The sequence below is a fragment of the Paraburkholderia phenazinium genome, assembly GCF_900142845.1.
Lineage (GTDB): Bacteria > Pseudomonadota > Gammaproteobacteria > Burkholderiales > Burkholderiaceae > Paraburkholderia > Paraburkholderia phenazinium_A.
On sequence record NZ_FSRU01000003.1, the window covers coordinates 417,516 to 437,376 of the forward strand.

The 19,861-nt window shown below is 58.7% G+C and carries 19 protein-coding genes; all 19 read right to left on the reverse strand.

Features of this window, described 5'->3' with window-relative positions:
- Window positions 1–102: 102 nt before the first annotated feature.
- The 19 genes from BUS12_RS35440 to rfbB all read right to left on the reverse strand — a co-directional run bounded on the left by BUS12_RS35440 (window position 103) and on the right by rfbB (window position 19,622).
- A complete protein-coding gene (locus BUS12_RS35440) occupies window positions 103–1,083 on the reverse strand; it encodes a glycosyltransferase family 2 protein (RefSeq protein WP_074302159.1) in 981 nt (326 codons plus the stop codon).
- A complete protein-coding gene (locus BUS12_RS35445) occupies window positions 1,080–1,532 on the reverse strand; it encodes a GtrA family protein (RefSeq protein WP_083640810.1) in 453 nt (150 codons plus the stop codon). The genes BUS12_RS35440 and BUS12_RS35445 overlap by 4 nt, the downstream gene beginning before the upstream one ends.
- Window positions 1,519–2,436, reverse strand: a complete 918-nt coding sequence (locus tag BUS12_RS35450; RefSeq protein ID WP_074302160.1) for a transketolase family protein — start codon at window positions 2,434–2,436, stop codon at window positions 1,519–1,521. The genes BUS12_RS35445 and BUS12_RS35450 overlap by 14 nt, the downstream gene beginning before the upstream one ends.
- Complete coding sequence (locus BUS12_RS35455) at window positions 2,433–3,239, reverse strand: transketolase (RefSeq protein WP_074302161.1); 807 nt, start codon at window positions 3,237–3,239, stop codon at window positions 2,433–2,435. The genes BUS12_RS35450 and BUS12_RS35455 overlap by 4 nt, the downstream gene beginning before the upstream one ends.
- Window positions 3,236–4,282: an NAD-dependent epimerase/dehydratase family protein gene (locus BUS12_RS35460; RefSeq protein ID WP_074302162.1), complete on the reverse strand. Its 1,047-nt coding sequence runs from the start codon at window positions 4,280–4,282 to the stop codon at window positions 3,236–3,238. Before BUS12_RS35460 ends, BUS12_RS35455 begins: the two co-directional genes overlap by 4 nt.
- 13 nt (window positions 4,283–4,295) lie before the next feature.
- Entirely contained in the window at window positions 4,296–5,609 is a 1,314-nt protein-coding gene (rfbH, locus tag BUS12_RS35465; RefSeq protein WP_074302163.1) for a lipopolysaccharide biosynthesis protein RfbH, read from the reverse strand.
- Window positions 5,610–5,622: 13 nt separating this feature from the next.
- A complete protein-coding gene (gene rfbG, locus BUS12_RS35470; protein ID WP_083640812.1) occupies window positions 5,623–6,705 on the reverse strand; it encodes a CDP-glucose 4,6-dehydratase in 1,083 nt (360 codons plus the stop codon).
- Complete coding sequence (gene rfbF / locus BUS12_RS35475; RefSeq protein ID WP_074302165.1) at window positions 6,687–7,460, reverse strand: glucose-1-phosphate cytidylyltransferase; 774 nt, start codon at window positions 7,458–7,460, stop codon at window positions 6,687–6,689. Before rfbF ends, rfbG begins: the two co-directional genes overlap by 19 nt.
- Window positions 7,461–7,812: 352 nt before the next feature.
- Window positions 7,813–8,382 (reverse strand): D-glycero-beta-D-manno-heptose 1,7-bisphosphate 7-phosphatase, encoded by a 570-nt coding sequence (gene gmhB / locus BUS12_RS35480; protein WP_074302166.1) that lies wholly within the window; start codon window positions 8,380–8,382, stop codon window positions 7,813–7,815.
- A gap of 4 nt (window positions 8,383–8,386) precedes the next feature.
- Window positions 8,387–9,094, reverse strand: a complete 708-nt coding sequence (locus BUS12_RS35485) for a nucleotidyltransferase family protein (protein ID WP_083640813.1) — start codon at window positions 9,092–9,094, stop codon at window positions 8,387–8,389.
- The gene (locus BUS12_RS35490; protein WP_074302167.1) at window positions 9,091–9,672 is read right to left on the reverse strand and encodes a D-sedoheptulose-7-phosphate isomerase; all 582 of its coding nucleotides are present in this window, start codon (window positions 9,670–9,672) and stop codon (window positions 9,091–9,093) included. Before BUS12_RS35490 ends, BUS12_RS35485 begins: the two co-directional genes overlap by 4 nt.
- Window positions 9,672–10,715, reverse strand: coding sequence for a GHMP family kinase ATP-binding protein (locus BUS12_RS35495; RefSeq protein ID WP_074302168.1), 1,044 nt, complete (start codon window positions 10,713–10,715; stop codon window positions 9,672–9,674). The genes BUS12_RS35490 and BUS12_RS35495 overlap by 1 nt, the downstream gene beginning before the upstream one ends.
- 10 nt (window positions 10,716–10,725) lie before the next feature.
- Window positions 10,726–14,007, reverse strand: a complete 3,282-nt coding sequence (locus BUS12_RS35500; RefSeq protein ID WP_074302169.1) for a methyltransferase domain-containing protein — start codon at window positions 14,005–14,007, stop codon at window positions 10,726–10,728.
- The gene (locus tag BUS12_RS35505; protein ID WP_074302170.1) at window positions 14,004–15,386 is read right to left on the reverse strand and encodes an ABC transporter ATP-binding protein; all 1,383 of its coding nucleotides are present in this window, start codon (window positions 15,384–15,386) and stop codon (window positions 14,004–14,006) included. Before BUS12_RS35505 ends, BUS12_RS35500 begins: the two co-directional genes overlap by 4 nt.
- Window positions 15,376–16,200: an ABC transporter permease gene (locus tag BUS12_RS35510; protein WP_074302171.1), complete on the reverse strand. Its 825-nt coding sequence runs from the start codon at window positions 16,198–16,200 to the stop codon at window positions 15,376–15,378. The genes BUS12_RS35505 and BUS12_RS35510 overlap by 11 nt, the downstream gene beginning before the upstream one ends.
- A gap of 30 nt (window positions 16,201–16,230) precedes the next feature.
- On the reverse strand, window positions 16,231–17,124 hold the full coding sequence (rfbD, locus tag BUS12_RS35515) for a dTDP-4-dehydrorhamnose reductase (RefSeq protein ID WP_074302172.1): 894 nt from the start codon (window positions 17,122–17,124) through the stop codon (window positions 16,231–16,233).
- A complete protein-coding gene (gene rfbC, locus BUS12_RS35520; RefSeq protein WP_074302173.1) occupies window positions 17,121–17,672 on the reverse strand; it encodes a dTDP-4-dehydrorhamnose 3,5-epimerase in 552 nt (183 codons plus the stop codon). Before rfbC ends, rfbD begins: the two co-directional genes overlap by 4 nt.
- Window positions 17,657–18,550 carry a glucose-1-phosphate thymidylyltransferase RfbA gene (gene rfbA / locus BUS12_RS35525; RefSeq protein ID WP_074302174.1) on the reverse strand — a complete coding sequence of 298 codons (894 nt, stop codon included), beginning with the start codon at window positions 18,548–18,550 and terminating at the stop codon, window positions 17,657–17,659. The genes rfbC and rfbA overlap by 16 nt, the downstream gene beginning before the upstream one ends.
- Window positions 18,551–18,560: 10 nt before the next feature.
- Complete coding sequence (gene rfbB, locus BUS12_RS35530) at window positions 18,561–19,622, reverse strand: dTDP-glucose 4,6-dehydratase (protein WP_074302175.1); 1,062 nt, start codon at window positions 19,620–19,622, stop codon at window positions 18,561–18,563.
- Window positions 19,623–19,861: the final 239 nt, after the last annotated feature.

Here is a 19,861-nt window from a genome sequence, read left to right on the forward strand (position 1 = left end):
TCTACATCGCGCTCTAGAGAGCGGGCAAATTCGACGATAGTCAACTCGCAACGTTCCCTAAGGGGGGACGTTGCTCGCCCGACGGGCTTCCTTGTGTTTAACCTATGCGGACATCTCGTCTTTGGGTAGTTCCCCGTCGGCAGCAATGCTAGTGCTATGCCCAATACGCTCGCGCTCGATGACCAAGGGTCGCTTCATCACATACGTAAGAATCGCTCCAACATACTCTCCGAGCAAACCCGTGAAAAAGAGCTGCACGGAGGCAAAGAAGAACAGCCCGATAAGCAGTGGAGCGCTACCAAATGCAAACTTGTTCCAGAAAACAAGTTTCAGAACGAGATACAGGAACGATACGAAAAGACTCAGCGCCCCCATAGCGAATCCCGCAATCGTAGCCAGCCGCAAAGGGACCTTCGAATGCGACGTAATACCAAGCATCGCAATGTCGAACAGCGTGTAAAAATTATTCTTCGAAATGCCACGCTTTCTTCGCGGCTGAACGTATGGAATCTGTACGATATCGAATCCAATTTCACAGATCAACCCGCGAAAATAAGGATAGGGATCGTCTATTTTTCGAATTATCTCGATCACCTTTCGATCATAAAGACCGAAGCCGGTGAAATTCTGAATCAGACGTACGTTCGCGATTCGTGTGACAAGCCGGTAGTATGCTCGCCGCAATGCGAAAAAGATGGCAGACTCTTTCGCCTCAGGTTTGACGCCTACAACAATGGGCGCCCCGGCGTGCCATTCCTCGATGAACTTGGTAATAAGCTCCGGAGGATCCTGAAAATCAGCAACAAGCAGAATTACCGCATCACCTTTTGCCTGCATTAGTCCATATATAGGTGAGCGAATGTGTCCAAAATTGCGAGCATTGACAATAACCCCCACCCCCGAGTCCTTTTGCGCAATCGCACGCAATTTGCTAACGGTCGAATCAGTAGAACAATTATCGATGAATAAATGATCGTACGTCACAGTGGAAATACCGGAAAATATCCGCCGCACCTCCTCGTGGATTCCCTCGACGTTTTCTTCTTCGTTATAGCAAGGCGTAACGACTGTGATATGTTTCATGGGTGTGCAAATACAAAGCGGCGGTTTAATAGAAAAGCGATCAGGCTGAGCGGCAGCAAGACAACAGCGTTGGCAACATAGACGTTTGCGCCGGAAACCAGTAGAAGACGGACGCCACCCAGATTGAGAAGATAAATCAGGCAGTAGACTCCGACAAAGCGCCAGAATCTGGAATGCGGCGCACCGCCAAAGACGAGATGCCCTACGCTTTGAAAATTAAAACTGACGCCTGCAATCGTCGCCAGTCCAATGGCCAAGGGGTAGCGCATGCCGAGCCAGGTCAAAACAAAAAAAACGGAATATCCGAAGACTGTATTGATGCCCCCGACAATCAAAAAGCGCAGGAGTTGCCAGTGCGTACGCGTGTCTGAGATAGCACCGACCTTGCCCGGACGAACCGTTTCTTCCTCTATGCCCGCACGCGGTTGTCTTGTATCAGGCGCCTGCATTGAAGGCCTTCGCAATTCGTCCGGCCACAGCTTCCGGGGCCAATCCGTGGCTTTCCATCAGGAATCGATAGTCGCCGCACTGCGTACTAAACCGGTCCTGGATACCGATGCGCAGAAATTTGCCGTTGTACGAGCCGAGTAGGCGCTCGGCGACTATGCTGCCCAAACCGCCGTCGATTGCATGCTCCTCGAATGTCACGATTCCCTCGCGCCCCTTGGCTAGCTCGTGCAGCGACGCTTCAGGGAACGGTTTGAGACGAGGACATGACACGACGTCCGCACCTCCGGTAATCTGCGCCACGCGTTCGGCCAGCTTGACGCCTGATCCCGTTCCGAGAAACAGGTATCTTGCCTTGTTTCCGCCAACGGAAACGAGGTCATCCGCAGAGCCCGCATCGGCTAACCCGCTATGGACATCCCCGAGATCGGCCTTGCCCATTCGCAGATACGCCGGCAGGCCTTCGTCGTAAGCCCGGTTCATGCAGGACGTGAGCTCGAATCGGTCGGCGGGGGAGTAGATATTTATGCCGGGGACCGCGCGGAGTGCTGCTATATCTTCAGTCGATTGATGGCTCGTGCCAAGTTGCGCATACACGACCCCCGCTCCGTCCCCGACCAGAGTTACCGGCAAATTCTCATAGCAGATGTCGATCTTGATCTGCTCAAGCACACGGATCGGCACAAACGCGCTTAGCCCATACACGAACGGTCGAAATCCTGCCTTCGCAAGACCGGCGGCAACACCGACCATGTTTTGTTCGGCGATGCCGCAATTCATATATTGGTCCGGGCATGCCTTGATGAACGGATCAAAAAGCGCGTACCCATGGTCTCCGGTCAACAGCAGAACCTTCGGATCGCGCTGCGCGAGCGCGACAAGCGCGTCGGAAAAAGCAGCTCTCATGCGTCGCCTTCTAATGCGGAAATTGCAGCACCGAACGTCTGGGCGTTCAACCGAGTGTAGTGCCAAACATTCTCGTTCTCCATAAACGGAACACCCTTGCCCTTCACGGTCTCTGCGATGATCGCCTTCGGCTTGCCATTCTTCGAAAGCCGCAGTTGGCCATACACCGCGTCAATGGCATTTTCGTCGTGTCCGTCGATCAAGACAGTTTCAAAGCCAAACGCATCGAATTTCGCTCGAATATCACCGAGTCCGATCACATCGTCGGTACGGCCCATCGCCTGGAAGCCATTCACGTCGACGATGACTATCAGGTTATCCAGTTTGAACTGGCTAGCGAAAAGTGCCGCCTCCCAGATCGTTCCCTCGTTAAGCTCACCGTCGCCGACAAGTGCATAGCAAATCTGGTCCGTGGCGCTCCGCTTCGCACCGAGCGCCAGGCCAACCGCCACCGACAGTCCATGTCCCAACGACCCCGTCGTCGCTTCAACACCGGGCACATGTGCGTCTGCCAGCCCCTTGAGGCGAGTGCCGTTGCCGAAGTACCGTTCGAGTTCGCCCTTGCCGATCCATTCCAATTCGCCGAGGCAGGCATATTGCGCCATGACTCCATGACCCTTGCTCAAAACCAGGTAGTCTCGACCGGCCCACTCCGGGCTCTTCGGATCAACACGCAAATGCGCGCGATAAAGCACGGCCAGCAACTCCACAATCGAAAACGCACAACCGATATGGACCGTAGAACCGCTGAACGCCATCTCAAGAATGGTCTTTCGGATCCGCTTCGAATCAAATCGCTTCATGCTATTGCCGCTGCGCGGCTCCAGTTTATAGTCTTCGTCAATCCCGCTTCGAGCGACGTGTACTCGGCCAAGCCAAGTCCAGTTCGGGCTTTGGAGGTGTCCGGCACATACCTCGGCGGCAAAGAATTCGGCAGAGCCTTTGAGGCTTCCACCCGCGGCTCGCGATCAAACAGGCGCTCGATCGTGCCAGCAAGGTCCGCAATCGATACCGGCCGCTCCGATCCAAGGTTATAGGCGCCGCCGTTCGCGCCGGTCAGCAGAATATGTAACAACCAGATGCAAGCATCTGAAGCATAGAGATAGCTTCGAACTGGGCGGCCATCCCGGATAGTAATCGGCTGGCCAGCAAGAGCATCACGGATAAAGTTTCCCGCCGCGAACGGCCCATGCAACGGCAAGCCGGGGCCAAGCAGAGCGAATATTCGCGCAATAGCGACGTTAGGTAGACCACGACTGACCGCGGCTGTCGCCAACCACTCCGCAGCGCGCTTGCCCTGGCCATAAGCCGTGCGGTAGTCGAGTGGGTCGGGAGCGCCGCCATACGACTCTGGAACCCGCTCAAGTTCCGGAGGTTGCGTCCCATAGACAGCACCGCTCGACGTCAGGAGAAACCGCGAAGCCCCATGTGCGATCGCAGCATCGAGAACGCGCCGCGTCCCAAGGGTACCCGAGTCAAATATGCGCTGATAGTCGGCTGCTTTCGTGGTATCCGCCACGTCAGTTGCCGCGTGCACGCACACGTCGATAGCACCGATGTCGGTGGCAAACGTTGTGACATCACCAGCGATCAGCGAAATGCGCCCACCGGGGCCAAAAAGATGCGACGCGGACTCTATCGCGCGCTGGGGTGCGCGACTCAGCACGACCACGTCAATATCAGCACTCACAGAAGTATTAGCGTGCTGGATCACTTCCAGCAGCCATGATCCGATAAAACCGGTGCCGCCTGTCACAAACCATCGTGTTCCGCTTAAGGCACGCCATACGTCGCCAGTCAGCCCGATGACGTGGTCAAGGTCCTCTCGTGGTAGCGCTTGGCGCATATCGCCCTTCAGCTCAGAAATTCACGCCGAGGAAGGTTTCAATCTTCTCGGCAATGTGTTCAAGCATCTCGCGGCTCAACCCCGGGTAGACTCCGACCCAGAACGTCTGATTCATCACGACATCGGTATTCTCAAGCGTCCCGCTAACACGATACTCACGACCGATCATGTAAGGCTGTCGGGTGAGATTGCCAGCGAAAAGCAGCCGCGTTCCAATCTTATGTTGATCAAGGTAACCGAGAAGATCAACGCGGCGCACTCCAGCTTCCGGCTTCAGCGTAATCGGGAAACCGAACCACGAAGGATCGGACTCCGGCGTCGCCTTCGGAAGGATGAGGAACTCGCTGCAAGACTGAAGGCGCTCGTGAAGAAACGCAAAATTGTCCTTGCGGGCCTGCACAAAGCCGTCAAGCCGATCAAGTTGCGCCAGTGCACAAGCGGCCTGCATATCCGTGATCTTCAAGTTGTAACCGAGGTGTGAGTAGGTGTACTTGTGGTCGTACCCTTCCGGGAGTTCACCGAGCTTCCAGCAAAAACGCTTCCCACAGGTATTGTCCTTACCGGGCGCGCAGTAGCAGTCACGCCCCCAATCCCGGAACGATTCCGCAATGAGTTTCAGGTCGGGATTGTTCGTGAACAACGCGCCCCCCTCTCCCATCGTAATGTGATGGGCCGGATAGAAGCTAAGCGTACCGATATCGCCGAAGGTACCCACTCGCTGGCCACGATACGTCGATCCCAGTGCATCGCAGCAGTCCTCGATCAACCAAAGATTGTGCTTCTTGCACAGTGCAACGATAACGTCCAGGTTATAGGGATTGCCGAGCGTGTGAGCAAGCATGATCGCTTTCGTCTTCGGCGAAATCGCAGCTTCGATCTTGCTGGCATCGATGTTGTAATTGCCCAGTTCGACGTCGACGAAAACAGGCACCGCGCCAAACTGGATGATCGGATTCACCGTCGTGGGAAAACCAGCGGCGACACCGATGACCTCGTCTCCCTGACGAATGGCTCGCTCACCTAGCTTCGGCGACGTAAGCGTTGAAAACGCTACGAGATTCGCCGAAGAACCGGAGTTCACGGTCATCAGGTATTGGACGCCCAGGTATTCGGCTAGCTTCCGTTCAAACTGTTCGTTAAACCGCCCGGTCGTCAACCAACCGTCCAGGGACGCCTCAACCATTAGTTCCATTTCGCGCGCACCAATGACCTTTCCGGACGGTGGCACTACGGAGACACCAGGCTCGAACTCTGGGGCCTTGCCGGCCATCTCTCCATATTGGCGGACGAGATGGATAATTTGTTCGCGGAGCTGATCTTTGTTCATAAGTGTATTTACTTCAAGACCGCACGTAGCGGTCAATCTGATTCAACGAGAACGCGCGCATATCCTCATCGCGCGCATCTGCCTTGTACCAACTGACAATGTTCTCAAGCGCCAGAGTCAGGTTCCATCGCGGGTGCCAATCCAACCGGGCACGCGCCTTAGAACAATCCAGCTTTAGATACGTCGCCTCGTGGGGATGCTGGTCGGTATCCAGGACCCAGCTTGCGTCGCCGCCCCACTGCCGCACCAGTTCTGCCACGATGAACTCAACGGGTTGGGCGTCCGAATCGTAAGGCCCGAAATTCCATGCGCCGCCAAATTGCGGCCCGTCGGTATACAGCGCTTCGGCAAGCCGCAGATACCCGGCCAGCGGCTCAAGAACGTGCTGCCATGGGCGTATCGAGCGAGGACTCCGAACTTTGACGGCCTCACCGCAAAGGAGCGCGCGAGCAATGTCCGGTACCAGCCGATCTGTTGCCCAGTCACCTCCACCGATTACGTTCCCCGCGCGCGCGCTTGCAATCGCTACGCCGTGGTCCGCATACCGAGCAGGATTGAAAAACGAGTTCCGGTAGGCCGAAGTCACAAGTTCCGCGCACGCCTTACTGCTGCTGTACGGGTCGTATCCACCCATCGGCTCGTTTTCACGGTAGCCCCACTCCCACTCACGGTTCTCGTAGCATTTGTCGGTCGTGACCATCACTGCCGCGCGAACTGTACTGAGATGCCGCATCGCTTCGAGTACGTTGATCGTACCCATCACATTTGTTTCGTACGTCTCGACCGGATTCAGATAAGACTCTCGAACCAGCGGTTGCGCAGCCATATGAATGATCACGTCGGGCCGCGCTCGCTCCATTGCGTCGCGCAGGCGCGCCGCATCGCGGATATCCCCTATGACGGAATCGATGCCATCGGCAACTCGAGCACACGTATACAGGTTGGGCTCGGTGTCAGGTGACAGCGCGAAACCCGTTACATGGGCGCCAGCCGACTGGAGCCAAAGAGTCAGCCAGCCCCCTTTGAAACCGGTGTGCCCAGTAAGGAAGACTCGCTTATCTCGCCAGAAAGACTGTGTCATTTCCATGTCTTCCATGGCGCATTTCCGCTTTGCCACAAGGACTCAAGCAGGTTCTTGTCCCGTAACGTGTCCATCGGCTGCCAGAATCCGCTGTGCTCATACGCCGACAATTGGCCGCTGTTCGCAAGCTGTTCAAGCGGTTCGCGCTCCCATACCGTCGTGTCATCCTGAATCAGGTCGATTACCTTGGGAGACAGCACAAAAAATCCCCCGTTAATCATCCCGCCGTCACCGTTCGGCTTTTCTCGAAACGAATGAACCTTGCTGTCCCGGATGTCGAGAGCTCCAAACCGACCTGGCGGATAAGTTGCAGTCAGCGTAGCCATTGTTCCACTACGTCGGTGGTGTTCGATGAGGTCAGAGATATTGATATCGCTCACCCCGTCGCCGTAGGTGAAGCAAAACGCGTCTTCGTCCTTGACGAATTCTCTAACGCGCCGCAAACGACCTCCAGTCATGGTGCTTTCGCCGGTGTCCACGAGCGTGACGCGCCAAGGCTCCGCGTATCGCTGATGTACTTCCATTGCGTTCGTCTGCATGTCGAACGTGACATCGGAAGTGTGCAGGAAGTAGTTCGCGAAGTATTCCTTGATGACGTAGCCCTTATAACCGCAGCAAATCACGAAATCATTGATCCCGTGGACCGAATAGACCTTCATGATGTGCCAGAGGATTGGCTTACCCCCAATCTCAATCATCGGCTTTGGGCGATTAATCGTGTCCTCGGAAATCCTCGTGCCAAGGCCGCCAGCAAGAATGACTGCTTTCATCAAAATCCCTATGTGTGTCCGTCGCAACTTATACACTTGTGTCTGTGTCCGAGGCGTCGCACTTTGTGTCAACGCATCTGCTCGGGTGCTCGGGAAAAATCGACTCGTTATCTCACTTTTCAAATAAACAGCTTTGAATCGATTTTTCGTTGGCCGTGATTTCCAACACCACCCGCTACCACTGCTTTGAGGCAACACACCCAGGAACCTGTCAGCCAGTCTGACCAGGATTTTTCACCAGGCCTATCCAAAGTTTAGGACAACTTCGTCCAGCGACAAACGGGCATGCGATGCCGCTGGCGCAAGGCACGGGGTGAGCGACCGACGTAAATCCACCGCGCCAACCTCGTCATCATCTCGACCCGACGTTGCGCGCAGCAATATCCTGCGAAACATCAGCAAGTGTCGAAACGCGTACGACGTCCAGACCCGCCTCATCGTCACCCTCAGCATGCTGCAGCAAGTAGCACTGCCCCACGCCCGCCGCACGCGCGGCCTCCATGTCGGTGATCGAGTCACCGACCATAATCGACCGGCTCAAATCAATTCCATGCTCCCCCGCCGCCCTCAACAACATCCCCGGCGCCGGCTTCCTGCACTCACAAACAATCCCATACCCGCCAATCCCAGCCGTCGGGTGATGCGGGCAATAATAAACCTGCGTAATCGGCGCGCCTTCTGCAGCAAACTGTTCGAGCATCCACCCCGTAAACGCAGCAAACGTCTCTTCACTGTAGTACCCGCGCGCGATCCCCGCCTGGTTGGTCACAACAAACACGTCAAACCCAGCCTTCCGCGCCTGACGCACCAACTCAAAAATTCCCGGTACGAACACGCAGTCCTCGGCGCGATGTAGGTAACCAATGTCGACATTGATCACCCCATCGCGATCGAGAAACAGCGCACGCTTCAATGCGGTCATCGTCTCAAGCCACCATCTGCGGCACAAGCGTCTGCGCCAGCGCGTAGTCTTCCGGCACGCCGATATCGATCAACTGGCTAACGGCCGGAACCGCGTGTACCTGAAGCTCGGCAAGATGGGCGTGCAAGAAATCCTGCTCGAACGAGAACCGCTCCTGCGTCACGTAGTGCATGAACGAAGCGCGCTTCACCAGATACACCCCGGCGTTGATAAAGCCCGCACCGGTCTGCCCCTTCTCGCGGAACGCAGTGACGCGACGCGGCGCGGTCGCATCGAAATCCACCGCCCCATAGCGCGCCACATCGTCAAGCTGTGCCACCGCCATGACGACGTCGGCCACGCCCGATGCACCGGCGGCGCGCAGGTCGTCGAAATCGACAATGGTCATGGTATCGCCGTTGAGCACGAACGCTTCGTCGCCCCCAATCTGCGCCATCGCCTTGGCAATAGCGCCACCGGTGCCGAGCGGCTCATCTTCGATGACGTAGTGCACCTTCAGTGCTCCGAAGGCGTCGCCGAAGAAGTCCTCGATCACGTCGCGCTTGTACCCGACGGACAAGTAGACATCCGCGATACCCTGCTGCTCGAGACGACGCAGCACCCACCACAGGAATGGCTTGCCCGCGACCACAGCCATCGGCTTCGGCAGATCAGGCACCACCGAGCGAAGGCGCGTACCGAGTCCGCCGGCGAGAACGATTGCGGGAATCATGCCGGGGTAAACAGGCTCGACTCAACCAGGCCACAAATGATGTGGGCCAGCAGGATATGCCCTTCCTGGATCTTCGGCGTCGAACGGGACGGGACTTCAATGCACACGTCGCACAGATCGAGCATCGCGTTGCCGCTTGCGCCGGTGAAGCCCGCCACATACATGCCCTTCTTGCGGGCCTCTTCCATGGCGCGCAGGACGTTCGGCGACTTGCCGGACGTCGAGATGCCCCAGAAGAAGTCGCCCTTGGCGCCGCCGGCCTGGACCTGGCGCGCAAACACTTTCTCGTAACCGTAATCGTTGCCGATGGCGGTCAATGCCGAAGTGTCCGTGGTCAACGCAAACGCCGGCAAGCCGGGGCGGTCGAAGTTGAAGCGGCTGACAAACTCGCCGGCAATGTGCTGCGCGTCGGCCGCGCTGCCGCCGTTGCCGGCGATCAGCACCTTGTTGCCTGCCTTGAACGTGTCGACGATCGTCTGTGCGAAACCGGCAACCTTATCCAGCAGGACTTCGTCGGCGTGAATTGCAGTGAAAAGGTCGATCGCCTTCGAGATTTCATTCCGGATCGTGTCTTTCATTAGGTCCTCCAGGAATACGCACCGTGTTCGGTGAAATTGCAGGTAAATACCTGACCGTTGAATTGCGCGAGCGTGCGCATCACGTCAGGACGCTTCGTCGGATCAACAACGAACATCATAAAGCCGCCACCGCCGGCGCCGGACACTTTGCCCGCAAGCGCACCAGCCGCGATCGCCGCATCGTAAATTGCGTCGATGCTTGAATTGCTAATACTCGTCGCCATCAGCTTCTTCGAGATCCACGACAGACGCATCGACTCGGCAAAGCTGTCGAAGTCACCCTTGAGGATGGCTTCCTTCATCTTGACGGCCTCTTCCTTCACGCGATGCAACGCGTCCAGCGAGGTGGAGTTACCGCTCCGGACGCTGTCGGTCTGCTGCTGGATGATCCGCGCAGACTCACGCGACACGCCCGTGTAAAACAGGACCAGTGAGGACTCGAGTTCGGCGCGCACCGATTGCTTGACGCGCAGCGGGTTGACGATCACCCGGTCCTTGTAGAACTCCATGAAGTTAAAGCCGCCAAACGTGGCCGCATACTGATCCTGCTTGCCGCCCGCAAAGGCCAGATCCACGCGCTCGATGTCATACGCGAGTTGCGCAATGTCGTATTCGCCAAGCGGAATCTGCAGATACTCGACGAAGGCGTGAACCAACGCCACCACCATCGTCGACGACGAACCCAGGCCCGATCCCGGCGGCGCTTCGGAGTGCGTCGTCACGAGCACGGGCAGCGCAACACCCGCGTTGTAATCGCGAACAATACGGTTGTACACCCCGACATGCAGCTCGAGGCCCTTGACCAGGCCGAGCGACGCCGTAGCCGCGCCGGACCAGTGCACCGAGTTGTCGGCGGCCACCAGTTCGATCGTCTCGTCCTCACGCGGGGTAATGGTCGCGTACGCGAACTTGTCGATGGTGGCGTTCAGAACCAGTCCGCCAAAGTCGTCCGAGTACGGCGAAACGTCCGTGCCGCCGCCAGCGAGTCCGAGCCGCAGCGGTGCACGCGCGCGAACCGTTCCGGGTTTGAAAGTGGTAGTCATAATCGATCAATCAAAAGTTGAAATCCAGATCCTGCTCGAACACCTCGCGAATTGCCGCGCTCGAGAAGTTCGCGGCAACGTACGCACGCCCCGCTGCTGCGACACGGCACCAGCTCTCGTCGTTGCGAACCAGTTCAATCACGTTCGCGGCGAACGCAGCCGGATCGTCGGTCACAGGAAGAATATCGTCGAGCCCCGCCAGTCCTTGCACGCCAACCGGTGTTGTCACCAGCGGCGTACCGAAGTTCAGAGCCTCAACCACCTTGTTCTTGACGCCGGCGCCAAAGCGCAACGGCACCACGGCCACGCGGGCGAGCTCATACAGTTCGGCAAGTCGCTCATCCGTCACGTAGCCGGTCACCACCACATTGGATCCGGCAAGCGCCTTCACTTCGTCGGTCGGATTGGAGCCCACCAGCGCGAGGTGAATATGCGGCAGCTCTGCCTTGATACGCGGCATGATGTCGTTCACAAGCCACTTCGCGGCATCGACATTAGGCGGATGGCCAAAGCCCGCGACGAAGACAATCTGACTGCGCTCGTGCAACGTAGCGGCGCTTTCGGTATCCGGGCGCGGCTCGAAGAAATACGGCGGCAAGGTGCGCGCGGTCACGTCCGGCGCCATCTTGTTGACCGTGTCGGTTTCCGTAGACGACGGGTAGTACACCCGATCGACGGCTTTCCAGACCTTCAGCTCGAGCTGACGCTCAGTCTCGGCCTGGCGCAGCAACTTCTGGTCGCCCGACACTTCCACTTGCTTCAAGGTGCGCTCGAAGTGGAGGTCGTGACCGTAATAGAGCAATTTCGCAGCAGGTGCGTATTTGCGCAGCGGTGCGATGAACGGCTCGCTGACATAGGGCCGGTTCAAAAACGCAAAGTCGATGGTCTGATCGGTGTTTTTGATCCACTCGTCAAAACCGTCCAGGAACTGCGGCCCGTAAAAGACCTCGACACCCATCTGCTGGAGCGGCTTCACATAGGCTTCGTCGTACCAAAGGTTCTGCGGCCAGAACTTGACGTTGAGGCCCATCTCCAGGAATACCCGGATGAAGCAGATCAACGAGCGCGAACCGGCATCGCGATCGGGTTGCGGAACATAGTGATCGACAATCAACACCGTCTTGCGGTTACGCGTGCGATCGCGCGCCGCGCTCACCTGCGTGCCGTTGTCGAAATGCTGCGCGTCGAGGACTTCAAGCCAACGCTCACGAAACTTCTTCTGATTCTCGACCTGGTAAGCCTTGATGCCCGAACCCGTATCGGTTCCGTTCGAGACCCCTTCGTAGTGAACGATGACCGATTCCGGCTGGTAATAAACCTTCTTGCCGGCCAGACGCACCTTGAATGCGAGATCGGAATCTTCACAGTAGGCCGGCACATAGTGCTCGTCGAAACCACCCAGCTTGTTCCATAGCTCCGTTCGGAGCAGTAACGAGGCGCCTGACGAATAGTCGATTTCCTTGACGTAGTTGTAGGCGCTTTTGGAAGGATCGTCGAGACGGCCGAAATTCCACGCGGAACCATCCTTCCACATGATGCCGCCGGCTTCCTGCAGACGGCCATCGGGATAGACCAGCTTGGAGCCCACCATGCCGCAATCCGGACGCGTCTCGAACAACGCCACCATCGAGTCGAGCCAGCCGGGCGTGACTTCCGTATCGTTGTTCAGGAAGTAGACGAATTCGCCGCGTGCGTGCGTCGCCGCATAATTGCAGGAGCGGATAAAGCCCAGATTCTGCGGATTCAACACGAAGCGAAGGCCCGGGATCTCCTGCATGCGCAGAATGTCTTTGTCGCCGGAGGCGTCTTCGGCAACGATGACTTCGATCGGAACCGCCGGCATGTAATCGACAATCGAGCGGACGCAGGCAAGCGTGTACGGCAGGTTGCCGTAGGCCGGTATGACGACCGACACCCGGGGCTTGTCCACCTCGGGCAGTCTCAACGTAGCCAGGATCGAATCGAACTCTTCCGGCTTGATCTGCGGGCGCCCCAAGACCTGCGCTAGCGGCGCGCCCTGGCGCTTCCACGTTTCGTAGAACACCACGCCTTCGAACAGCGGGCCGGCAACGCGAAAGACCAGTTCGGCCAGCTTGTTTTTCTGCTTGTGACTGAGCGGCAACGCCTTGTAGACCGTGCGCCCCCAACGTTTGGCATAAGGGCGAAGCGGTCGCAATAGCGGCGCGACGTCACCGCGAGCGAGTCGCACCGCGCCACGCAGCGGCCGCGTGATCTTCCACGAGGTAGACGCAAGGACGCTTGCCAGCTCGCCCTGCACCTGGCCGAGGGACGTCTGCAATTCGTCGCGTTCGTGGCTAAGCGACTCATACCGATCGAGCAAGGCGGCGGTGTCGCCGTTTGCGGTCGCTCTCAGCCTGCTCAGCTCTTCGTCGCGTTCCCGCATCGATTGGGCATGCCGTTGAACCTGCGCATCGAGCGACAGCGCCCACGCGGTGCGATCGGCAAATTCGGCTTGCAACCGGCGGATCTCATTGTCGCGTGCTTCGATTTCGCTGGTCTGGCGATTCGCCCACGCGGCAATTTCCTCTTGCCGTGCATAGAGGTCGCTGCCCTCTTCAAAGAAGACCGAGGCTTCCAGCTTGGGCTGTCCATGCTCGGCATCCTTCGAGCAGACCGCCAGAAAGTACATGATCGCGTCGAGCTTCGGCGTACGTACCGTTACGCCGGCCTGGTCGAGCGTCAGGGCGGAGTACGCCGCATCCTGCCGGTCACCCGGAAGGATCACCGAACTCGTCGCCAGGCGCTGGCCATAGTAAGTGACGCCGCTGAAATAGCGCTTTACCAGTGCATCGAGCTCTTCGAAATAGAGCTCGCGGACGTGAAACTCGTTCCTGAAGTTGCGATCGTCCGAATACACCTTCTTGTTCGGCGACGACAGGATGAGAAAACCGCCCGGCTTCAGCACGCGGTGAATCTCCGCGAGCATTTCGTCGTGCTGCGTCAGGTGTTCGAGCGTCTCGAACGAGACGACCGCGTCGACGCTGGCATCAGCCAACGGAATCGCGGTGGCGCTGCCCTGCCGAAACGAGAGGTTCGCCACATCCCCGTAGCGCTCCACCGCATGCTCGACCGCTTCGTGGGAGATGTCGACACCGGTGACTTCCTTGGCGTATTTGGCCAGAATTGCCGAGCCATAGCCTTCGCCACAGGCAATGTCCAGCACGTGCAGACCCTTGATCGTCTGCGCGGCCCAGCCATAGCGATGCAAATGCTCATAGCGCATGTCCCCTTCTTCGGTCGGGACATACCGTTCGCCGGTGAATTCGATCACGCCAGTGACCTCTCTTTTTCGACGCTGATGCTCAACATAGGGATACCAATTAAGCCGTGACGCATCGTGCTGTCGACGGTACGGAACTGCAACGCGTCATGGAGCCAATGCTGTTGGGTGTGATCATCCTGGGTGCCGGATGCAACGGCCGCGTCAATGGAGTACGCGCCGACCGGCAGAATAGGCATACGAAAGCGGAATGAAGCGAGGAACACGTCACCCGCGCCGCCATCGATCAGGTCTTCGTAACTCAGGTGCGAGTTGTCCCCGAACAGCCGTTGTCCGAGGCGGTCCTTGACGTAGAAACCGAAAATCAATCCGGCCAGTTCCGCGTGGACCTCAACTTTCAACTGCAGGGTGACCAGCTCACCGCCCTGCATCAGTTGGGTCTGACGCCCGTCTTCGTCGATCAGCGCGACATCGACAATCGAAGCGCCACCCGCACCGAAGGCGCTCTCTTGCACCTCAGGATCGAATTCGAATACCTTGATGGTGTTCGCAGCCTTCAATTGATCCAGCCGCGGATCGATCACGTCTTGCGCCTTCATCTTGGCCCGCGCCCGCGCCGTCTTCACCGCGCTCACCGCCACGCCCTGCGCCTTTCGATCCAGCACATGCTGTTCGGCAAGATAGGCTTCGACCACTTCCTTGGCCGAGCCGTCCATGCGCACCGAGCCATGATCGAGCCAGACCGCGCGCGAACACAGGCTCGTCACCGCGCCGACGTCGTGGCTCACGAACAGCAGCGTGCCGTTCTTCTGAAACTCACGCAGAAAGCGCATGCATTTCTGGGTAAACCGCACGTCGCCGACCGACAAGGCCTCGTCGACTACCAGCACGTCCGCATCGACGTGTGCCGCAATCGCGAACGCGAGGCGCACATACATCCCGCTCGAGTACGTCTTCACCGGTTGCGAAACGAAGTCGCCGATTTCCGCGAACTCGATGATTGACTTGTAGCGTTCCTTCAACTGCTTTTCGGTCAGCCCGTAAAGCATGCCGCTCAGGTAAACGTTCTCTTCCCCAGTGAAGTCCGGGTTAAAACCGGCGCCCAGTTCGAGCAGCGCGGCGATCCGGCCATTGCGTTTCACCTCGCCTTGCGTCGGGAACAAGGTGCCGCACACGAGCTGAAGGAAGGTCGACTTGCCCGACCCGTTCTGTCCGATGATCGCCACCGTCTCACCGCGGTTGACCGTCAGGTCGACATCCCGCAGGGCCCAGAATTCGCGGAAGTATTCCTTCGGCTGTCGACCCACCATCCGCGCGAGGCGCGGAAGCATCATCTGCTTCAGCCGATCCTGGGGCGCACTGTAAATTTCATAACGCTTGCCGAGACCGTGCACCTCGACAGCGGTTTCTTTCACGCTATCAGAGCACATCTGCGAATCCCTTACGCGTTTTCTGGAACCAGAACAGTCCAAGCGATGCAACGATATACGCGATCACCGAATAAATAGCCCAACCCACCCAGTTGACCTGGCCACCCCAGATTGCGACGTTACGAATCTGGTCGATCACGAAGGTCAAGGGGTTGAGCATGATGATCGCGCGCAAGCGCGGCGGCACGGAGCTCAGCGGATAGAAAACGGGCGCCATGAACATCAGCAACGACGACACAATGCCCATCACCTGCCCGAGATCGCGCATGAATACGCCGAACGACGCCAGGAACCACACCAGCCCGGCGATCAAGACGATAAACGGCAACAGGATCACGGGGACGAAAATCACCGTCCATGGAATGTGCCCCTGCCACAGCAGGATCGCGACGAGCAGGATTACCGACGCCACCAGCATGTGGAACAGCGCCGTGCCGATCGCAATCCACGGCAAGGTTTGAAGCGGGAACACCACCTTCTTGACGTAGTTCGGATTGCCAACAACCAGCATCGGCGCCCGTGTCAGGCACTCCGAGATCAGGTTGTGCGACAGCACCCCCACAAACATCACCACCGCAAACTCAATGTGATCGGTCGAACCCGCCCGCCATCTCGACTTAAACACAAACCCAAACACAAACGTATAAATGCTCAACATCAACAGCGGCGTAATGAACGACCAGAAGAGTCCGAGAAACGAACCCTTATAGCGGCCGGCCACCTCGCGTTTGACGAACTGCACGATCAGGTGCCAGTTCTCCGTGAGCGAGTACACGACTGCCAGCGGATGCAGCAGTCGATTTGGTGTTTCCATACCTGTTCCTGTTTGCAATGCGGGACGCGCTTACTGCCCCAAAAGATCGTCCAGCGCCAGCGCGAGCCCTTCGCGCCAGTCGAGGCGACCGAGCCTGAAGCGTCGGTCGAACTTATCGTTGTCGAGCATGGAGTACTGCGGGCGGCGTGCCGGCGTCGGATACTCGTCCGAGGCAATCGGCTCGATCGAGGTCGCCTTGATCGCCATCTTCCCCGACGCGCGCGCACCTTCGATGATCGCGCTCGCGAAGCCATGCCACGTGGTCTGGCCCGCAGCCGTCATATGGAACAAGCCGGACTCGAATTCGCCGGCATTGCGCTCGCGCTGAGCCTGCGCCACCACATGCGCCGTGAGATCCGCAATCATGCGCGCCGAGGTCGGCGCACCCGTCTGGTCCGCCACCACGCGCAGGCTGTCGCGCTCGCCGGCCACGCGCAGCATGGTGCGCAGAAAGTTGCGGCCGCGCGGGCCGTACACCCAGGTGGTCCGCAGCGTGAGCCAGTCGCCGGCCACGTTTTCAATCGCCCGCTCGCCGGCCAGTTTGCTCGCGCCATAGGCATTCAACGGCGCCACCGGATCGAGCTCGACGTACGGTGTGCTCGACGAACCGTCGAACACGTAATCGGTCGAGTAGTGGACCATCAGCGCGTTCTGCGCGCGCGCCGCCTCAGCCAGCACGCCCACCGCCTCGGCGTTCACCCGGTTTGCCAGCGCGGTTTCGGTTTCCGCGTTGTCGACCGCCGTGTAGGCCGCCGCGTTGACGATCACGTGCGGACGCACCGACGCCACCAGCTTCGCCAGCGTCTCCGGCTTCGCCAGGTCGGCTTCGTTGCGGTCGAACGCCACGACGTCGCCCAGCGGCGCCAAGGCACGTCGCAGCTCCCATCCGACCTGCCCGTTACGGCCAGTCAGCATGATCCTCATTCGAACACCTCTGCTTCGGCAAGCGGCCGCCCTGCCGCATCTTTCGCGGCAACCTGCGGCTCGCCCTCGAGCGGCCATTCGATACCCAGCGCCGGATCGTTCCACAGCAGGCTGCGTTCGAACTCGGGAAACCAGTAATCCGTGGTCTTATAGAGAAACTCGGCGCTTTCCGACGTCACGCAGAAACCGTGCGCGAAACCGGGCGGCACCCACAGTTGCCGCTTGTTGTCGGCGGACAAGACCACGCCCACCCACTTGCCGAAGCTCGGCGAACTGCGCCGGATATCCACCACCACGTCGAACACCTCGCCGGACACCACACGCACCAGCTTGCCCTGCGGATGCTGGATCTGGTAATGCAAGCCACGCAGCACGCCCTTCGCCGAACGCGAATGGTTGTCCTGCACGAACTCTGCGTCGACGCCGGTTTCTCTCGTGAATTCGCGTGCGTTGAAGCTTTCGTAGAAGAAGCCGCGCGCGTCACCGAACACCTTGGGCTCGATGATCTTCACGTCCGGCAAAGCGGTCTCAATTACATGGATGGCCATGCCAAGGGGTCCGAAAGTAGATGTTGCAGATACTGCCCGTAGGCATTCTTCGACAGCGGCGCGGCCAGCTTCTCGAGTTGCTCCGGACTGATCCAGCGCCGCCGGAACGCAATTTCCTCAGGGCAAGCCACCACCAGCCCCTGACGCTTCTGCAGCGTTGCGATGAAGGTGGCCGCTTCGATCAGCGAGTCGTGCGTACCCGTATCGAGCCAGGCATAACCGCGCCCCATGATCTCGACGTTGAGCGCGCCGTTGGCGAGATACCGCGAATTGACATCGGTAATTTCCAGCTCGCCGCGCGGCGAAGGCTTGATGTCGGCCGCGATATCGCAGACCTGTTTGTCGTAGAAGTACAGGCCCGTCACCGCGTAGTTGGAGCGCGGCTTGACCGGCTTCTCTTCAATCGAAAGGGCCCGGAACTGCTTGTCGAATTCCACCACGCCGTAGCGCTCGGGATCGTGCACGTGATACGCGAACACGGTTGCACCGTCGTCCTGCCCGGTGGCGCGCTCGAGCTGCTTGGCGAGGTCGTGCCCGTAGAAAATGTTGTCGCCGAGAATCAGCGCCGACGGATCGTTGCCCACGAAATCGCGGCCAATGATGAAGGCCTGCGCCAGACCGTCGGGCGACGGCTGAACCGCATACTGGATGTTCATGCCCCACTGGCTGCCGTCGCCGAGCATCGTCTCGAAGCGCGGTGTGTCTTGCGGCGTGGAGATAATCAGAACGTCACGGATGCCCGCTACCATCAATGTGGATAGCGGGTAATAGATCATCGGCTTGTCGTAGACCGGCAGCAATTGCTTCGATACGACGTGAGTGATCGGGTACAGACGCGTACCCGACCCGCCTGCGAGAATAATGCCCTTGCGCGCCATGACGGTGCCCTTACGCGCGCTGCGCGTAGTTGGTCTCAACCCACTTGCGGTATTCACCCGAAGCCACTTCGTCCACCCACTCCTGGCTGTCGAGATACCAGCGCACGGTCTTCGCCATGCCCGTCTCGAACGTCTCAGCCGGCTTCCAGCCCAGTTCGCGCTCCAGCTTGCGGGCGTCGATTGCGTAACGGCGGTCGTGACCCGGACGGTCCGTCACATAGGTGATCTGTTCGCGGTACGAGCCGGCCGCCTTGGGACGCTGCGCGTCGAGCAGGTCGCACAGGGTATGCACGACTTCGAGGTTCTTCTTCTCGTTCCAGCCGCCCACGTTGTAGGTCTCGCCGGGCACGCCGCGCGCGAGCACTTCGCGGATGGCGCTGCAGTGGTCGCCCACATACAGCCAGTCGCGCACGTTCTGACCGTCGCCGTAAACCGGCAGCGGCTTGCCGGCCAGCGCGTTGGCGATCATCAGCGGGATCAGCTTCTCGGGGAACTGGTACGGGCCGTAGTTATTCGAGCAGTTGGTGGTCAGCGTCGGCAGGCCGTACGTATGGTGATACGCGCGAACCAGGTGGTCGGAGCCGGCCTTGGTGGCCGAATACGGGCTGTTCGGGGCGTACGGCGTGGTTTCCGAGAACTGCGGGTCGGTTGCGGAAAGCGAACCGAAGACTTCGTCGGTCGAAACGTGCAGGAAGCGGAAAGCAGCCTTGTCGGCCTCGCCCAGCGTGTTCCAGTAAGAACGGGTGGCTTCCAGCAGCGTGAAGGTGCCCACCACATTGGTTTGCACAAAATCGGCAGGGCCATGAATCGACCGGTCGACGTGGCTTTCGGCCGCGAAGTGCAACACGGCACGCGGCTTGTGCTCGGCGAAGAGCGCGTCGAGCGCGGCCCGGTCACAGATATCGGCTCGTACGAAGACATGGCGCGGGCTGTCCTGCAGCGACTTGAGCGTGCGCAAGTTGCCTGCGTACGTCAGCTTGTCCACATTCAGGACCGACTCATCCGAGGCGTTCAACCAGTCAAGCACGAAATTGGCGCCGATAAAGCCGGCGCCGCCCGTTACCAGGATCATGAAATTCCCTTCTAGATGTTCGTGGCCGATGCAACCGGACTTGTTGATCTGGTCACCCGCGTTGTGGTCGTATGTGGCGATTTTTATCGCCTTACATCTGCGCCCTATATGTAAAAAAGGCGTCAGCACCCGCTATTTTATGAAGCCCCGATTATAAAGCGGCAGCGGGCAAAAACTAGAGACCTAACAACTTGAAACAGCTTGACAAAGTTCATTCCCGAATGGCAGCAAAAAAGGCA

Coding starts and splice junctions, on each gene's coding strand:
- BUS12_RS35440 (WP_074302159.1), bottom strand. CDS start 1,083: ATGAAACATATCACAGTCGTTACGCCTTGCTATAACGAAGAAGAAAAC.
- BUS12_RS35445 (WP_083640810.1), bottom strand. CDS start 1,532: ATGCAGGCGCCTGATACAAGACAACCGCGTGCGGGCATAGAGGAAGAA.
- BUS12_RS35450 (WP_074302160.1), bottom strand. CDS start 2,436: ATGAGAGCTGCTTTTTCCGACGCGCTTGTCGCGCTCGCGCAGCGCGAT.
- BUS12_RS35455 (WP_074302161.1), bottom strand. CDS start 3,239: ATGAAGCGATTTGATTCGAAGCGGATCCGAAAGACCATTCTTGAGATG.
- BUS12_RS35460 (WP_074302162.1), bottom strand. CDS start 4,282: ATGCGCCAAGCGCTACCACGAGAGGACCTTGACCACGTCATCGGGCTG.
- rfbH (WP_074302163.1), bottom strand. CDS start 5,609: ATGAACAAAGATCAGCTCCGCGAACAAATTATCCATCTCGTCCGCCAA.
- rfbG (WP_083640812.1), bottom strand. CDS start 6,705: ATGGAAGACATGGAAATGACACAGTCTTTCTGGCGAGATAAGCGAGTC.
- rfbF (WP_074302165.1), bottom strand. CDS start 7,460: ATGAAAGCAGTCATTCTTGCTGGCGGCCTTGGCACGAGGATTTCCGAG.
- gmhB (WP_074302166.1), bottom strand. CDS start 8,382: ATGACCGCATTGAAGCGTGCGCTGTTTCTCGATCGCGATGGGGTGATC.
- BUS12_RS35485 (WP_083640813.1), bottom strand. CDS start 9,094: ATGATTCCCGCAATCGTTCTCGCCGGCGGACTCGGTACGCGCCTTCGC.
- BUS12_RS35490 (WP_074302167.1), bottom strand. CDS start 9,672: ATGAAAGACACGATCCGGAATGAAATCTCGAAGGCGATCGACCTTTTC.
- BUS12_RS35495 (WP_074302168.1), bottom strand. CDS start 10,715: ATGACTACCACTTTCAAACCCGGAACGGTTCGCGCGCGTGCACCGCTG.
- BUS12_RS35505 (WP_074302170.1), bottom strand. CDS start 15,386: ATGTGCTCTGATAGCGTGAAAGAAACCGCTGTCGAGGTGCACGGTCTC.
- BUS12_RS35510 (WP_074302171.1), bottom strand. CDS start 16,200: ATGGAAACACCAAATCGACTGCTGCATCCGCTGGCAGTCGTGTACTCG.
- rfbD (WP_074302172.1), bottom strand. CDS start 17,124: ATGAGGATCATGCTGACTGGCCGTAACGGGCAGGTCGGATGGGAGCTG.
- rfbC (WP_074302173.1), bottom strand. CDS start 17,672: ATGGCCATCCATGTAATTGAGACCGCTTTGCCGGACGTGAAGATCATC.
- rfbA (WP_074302174.1), bottom strand. CDS start 18,550: ATGGCGCGCAAGGGCATTATTCTCGCAGGCGGGTCGGGTACGCGTCTG.
- rfbB (WP_074302175.1), bottom strand. CDS start 19,622: ATGATCCTGGTAACGGGCGGCGCCGGCTTTATCGGCGCCAATTTCGTG.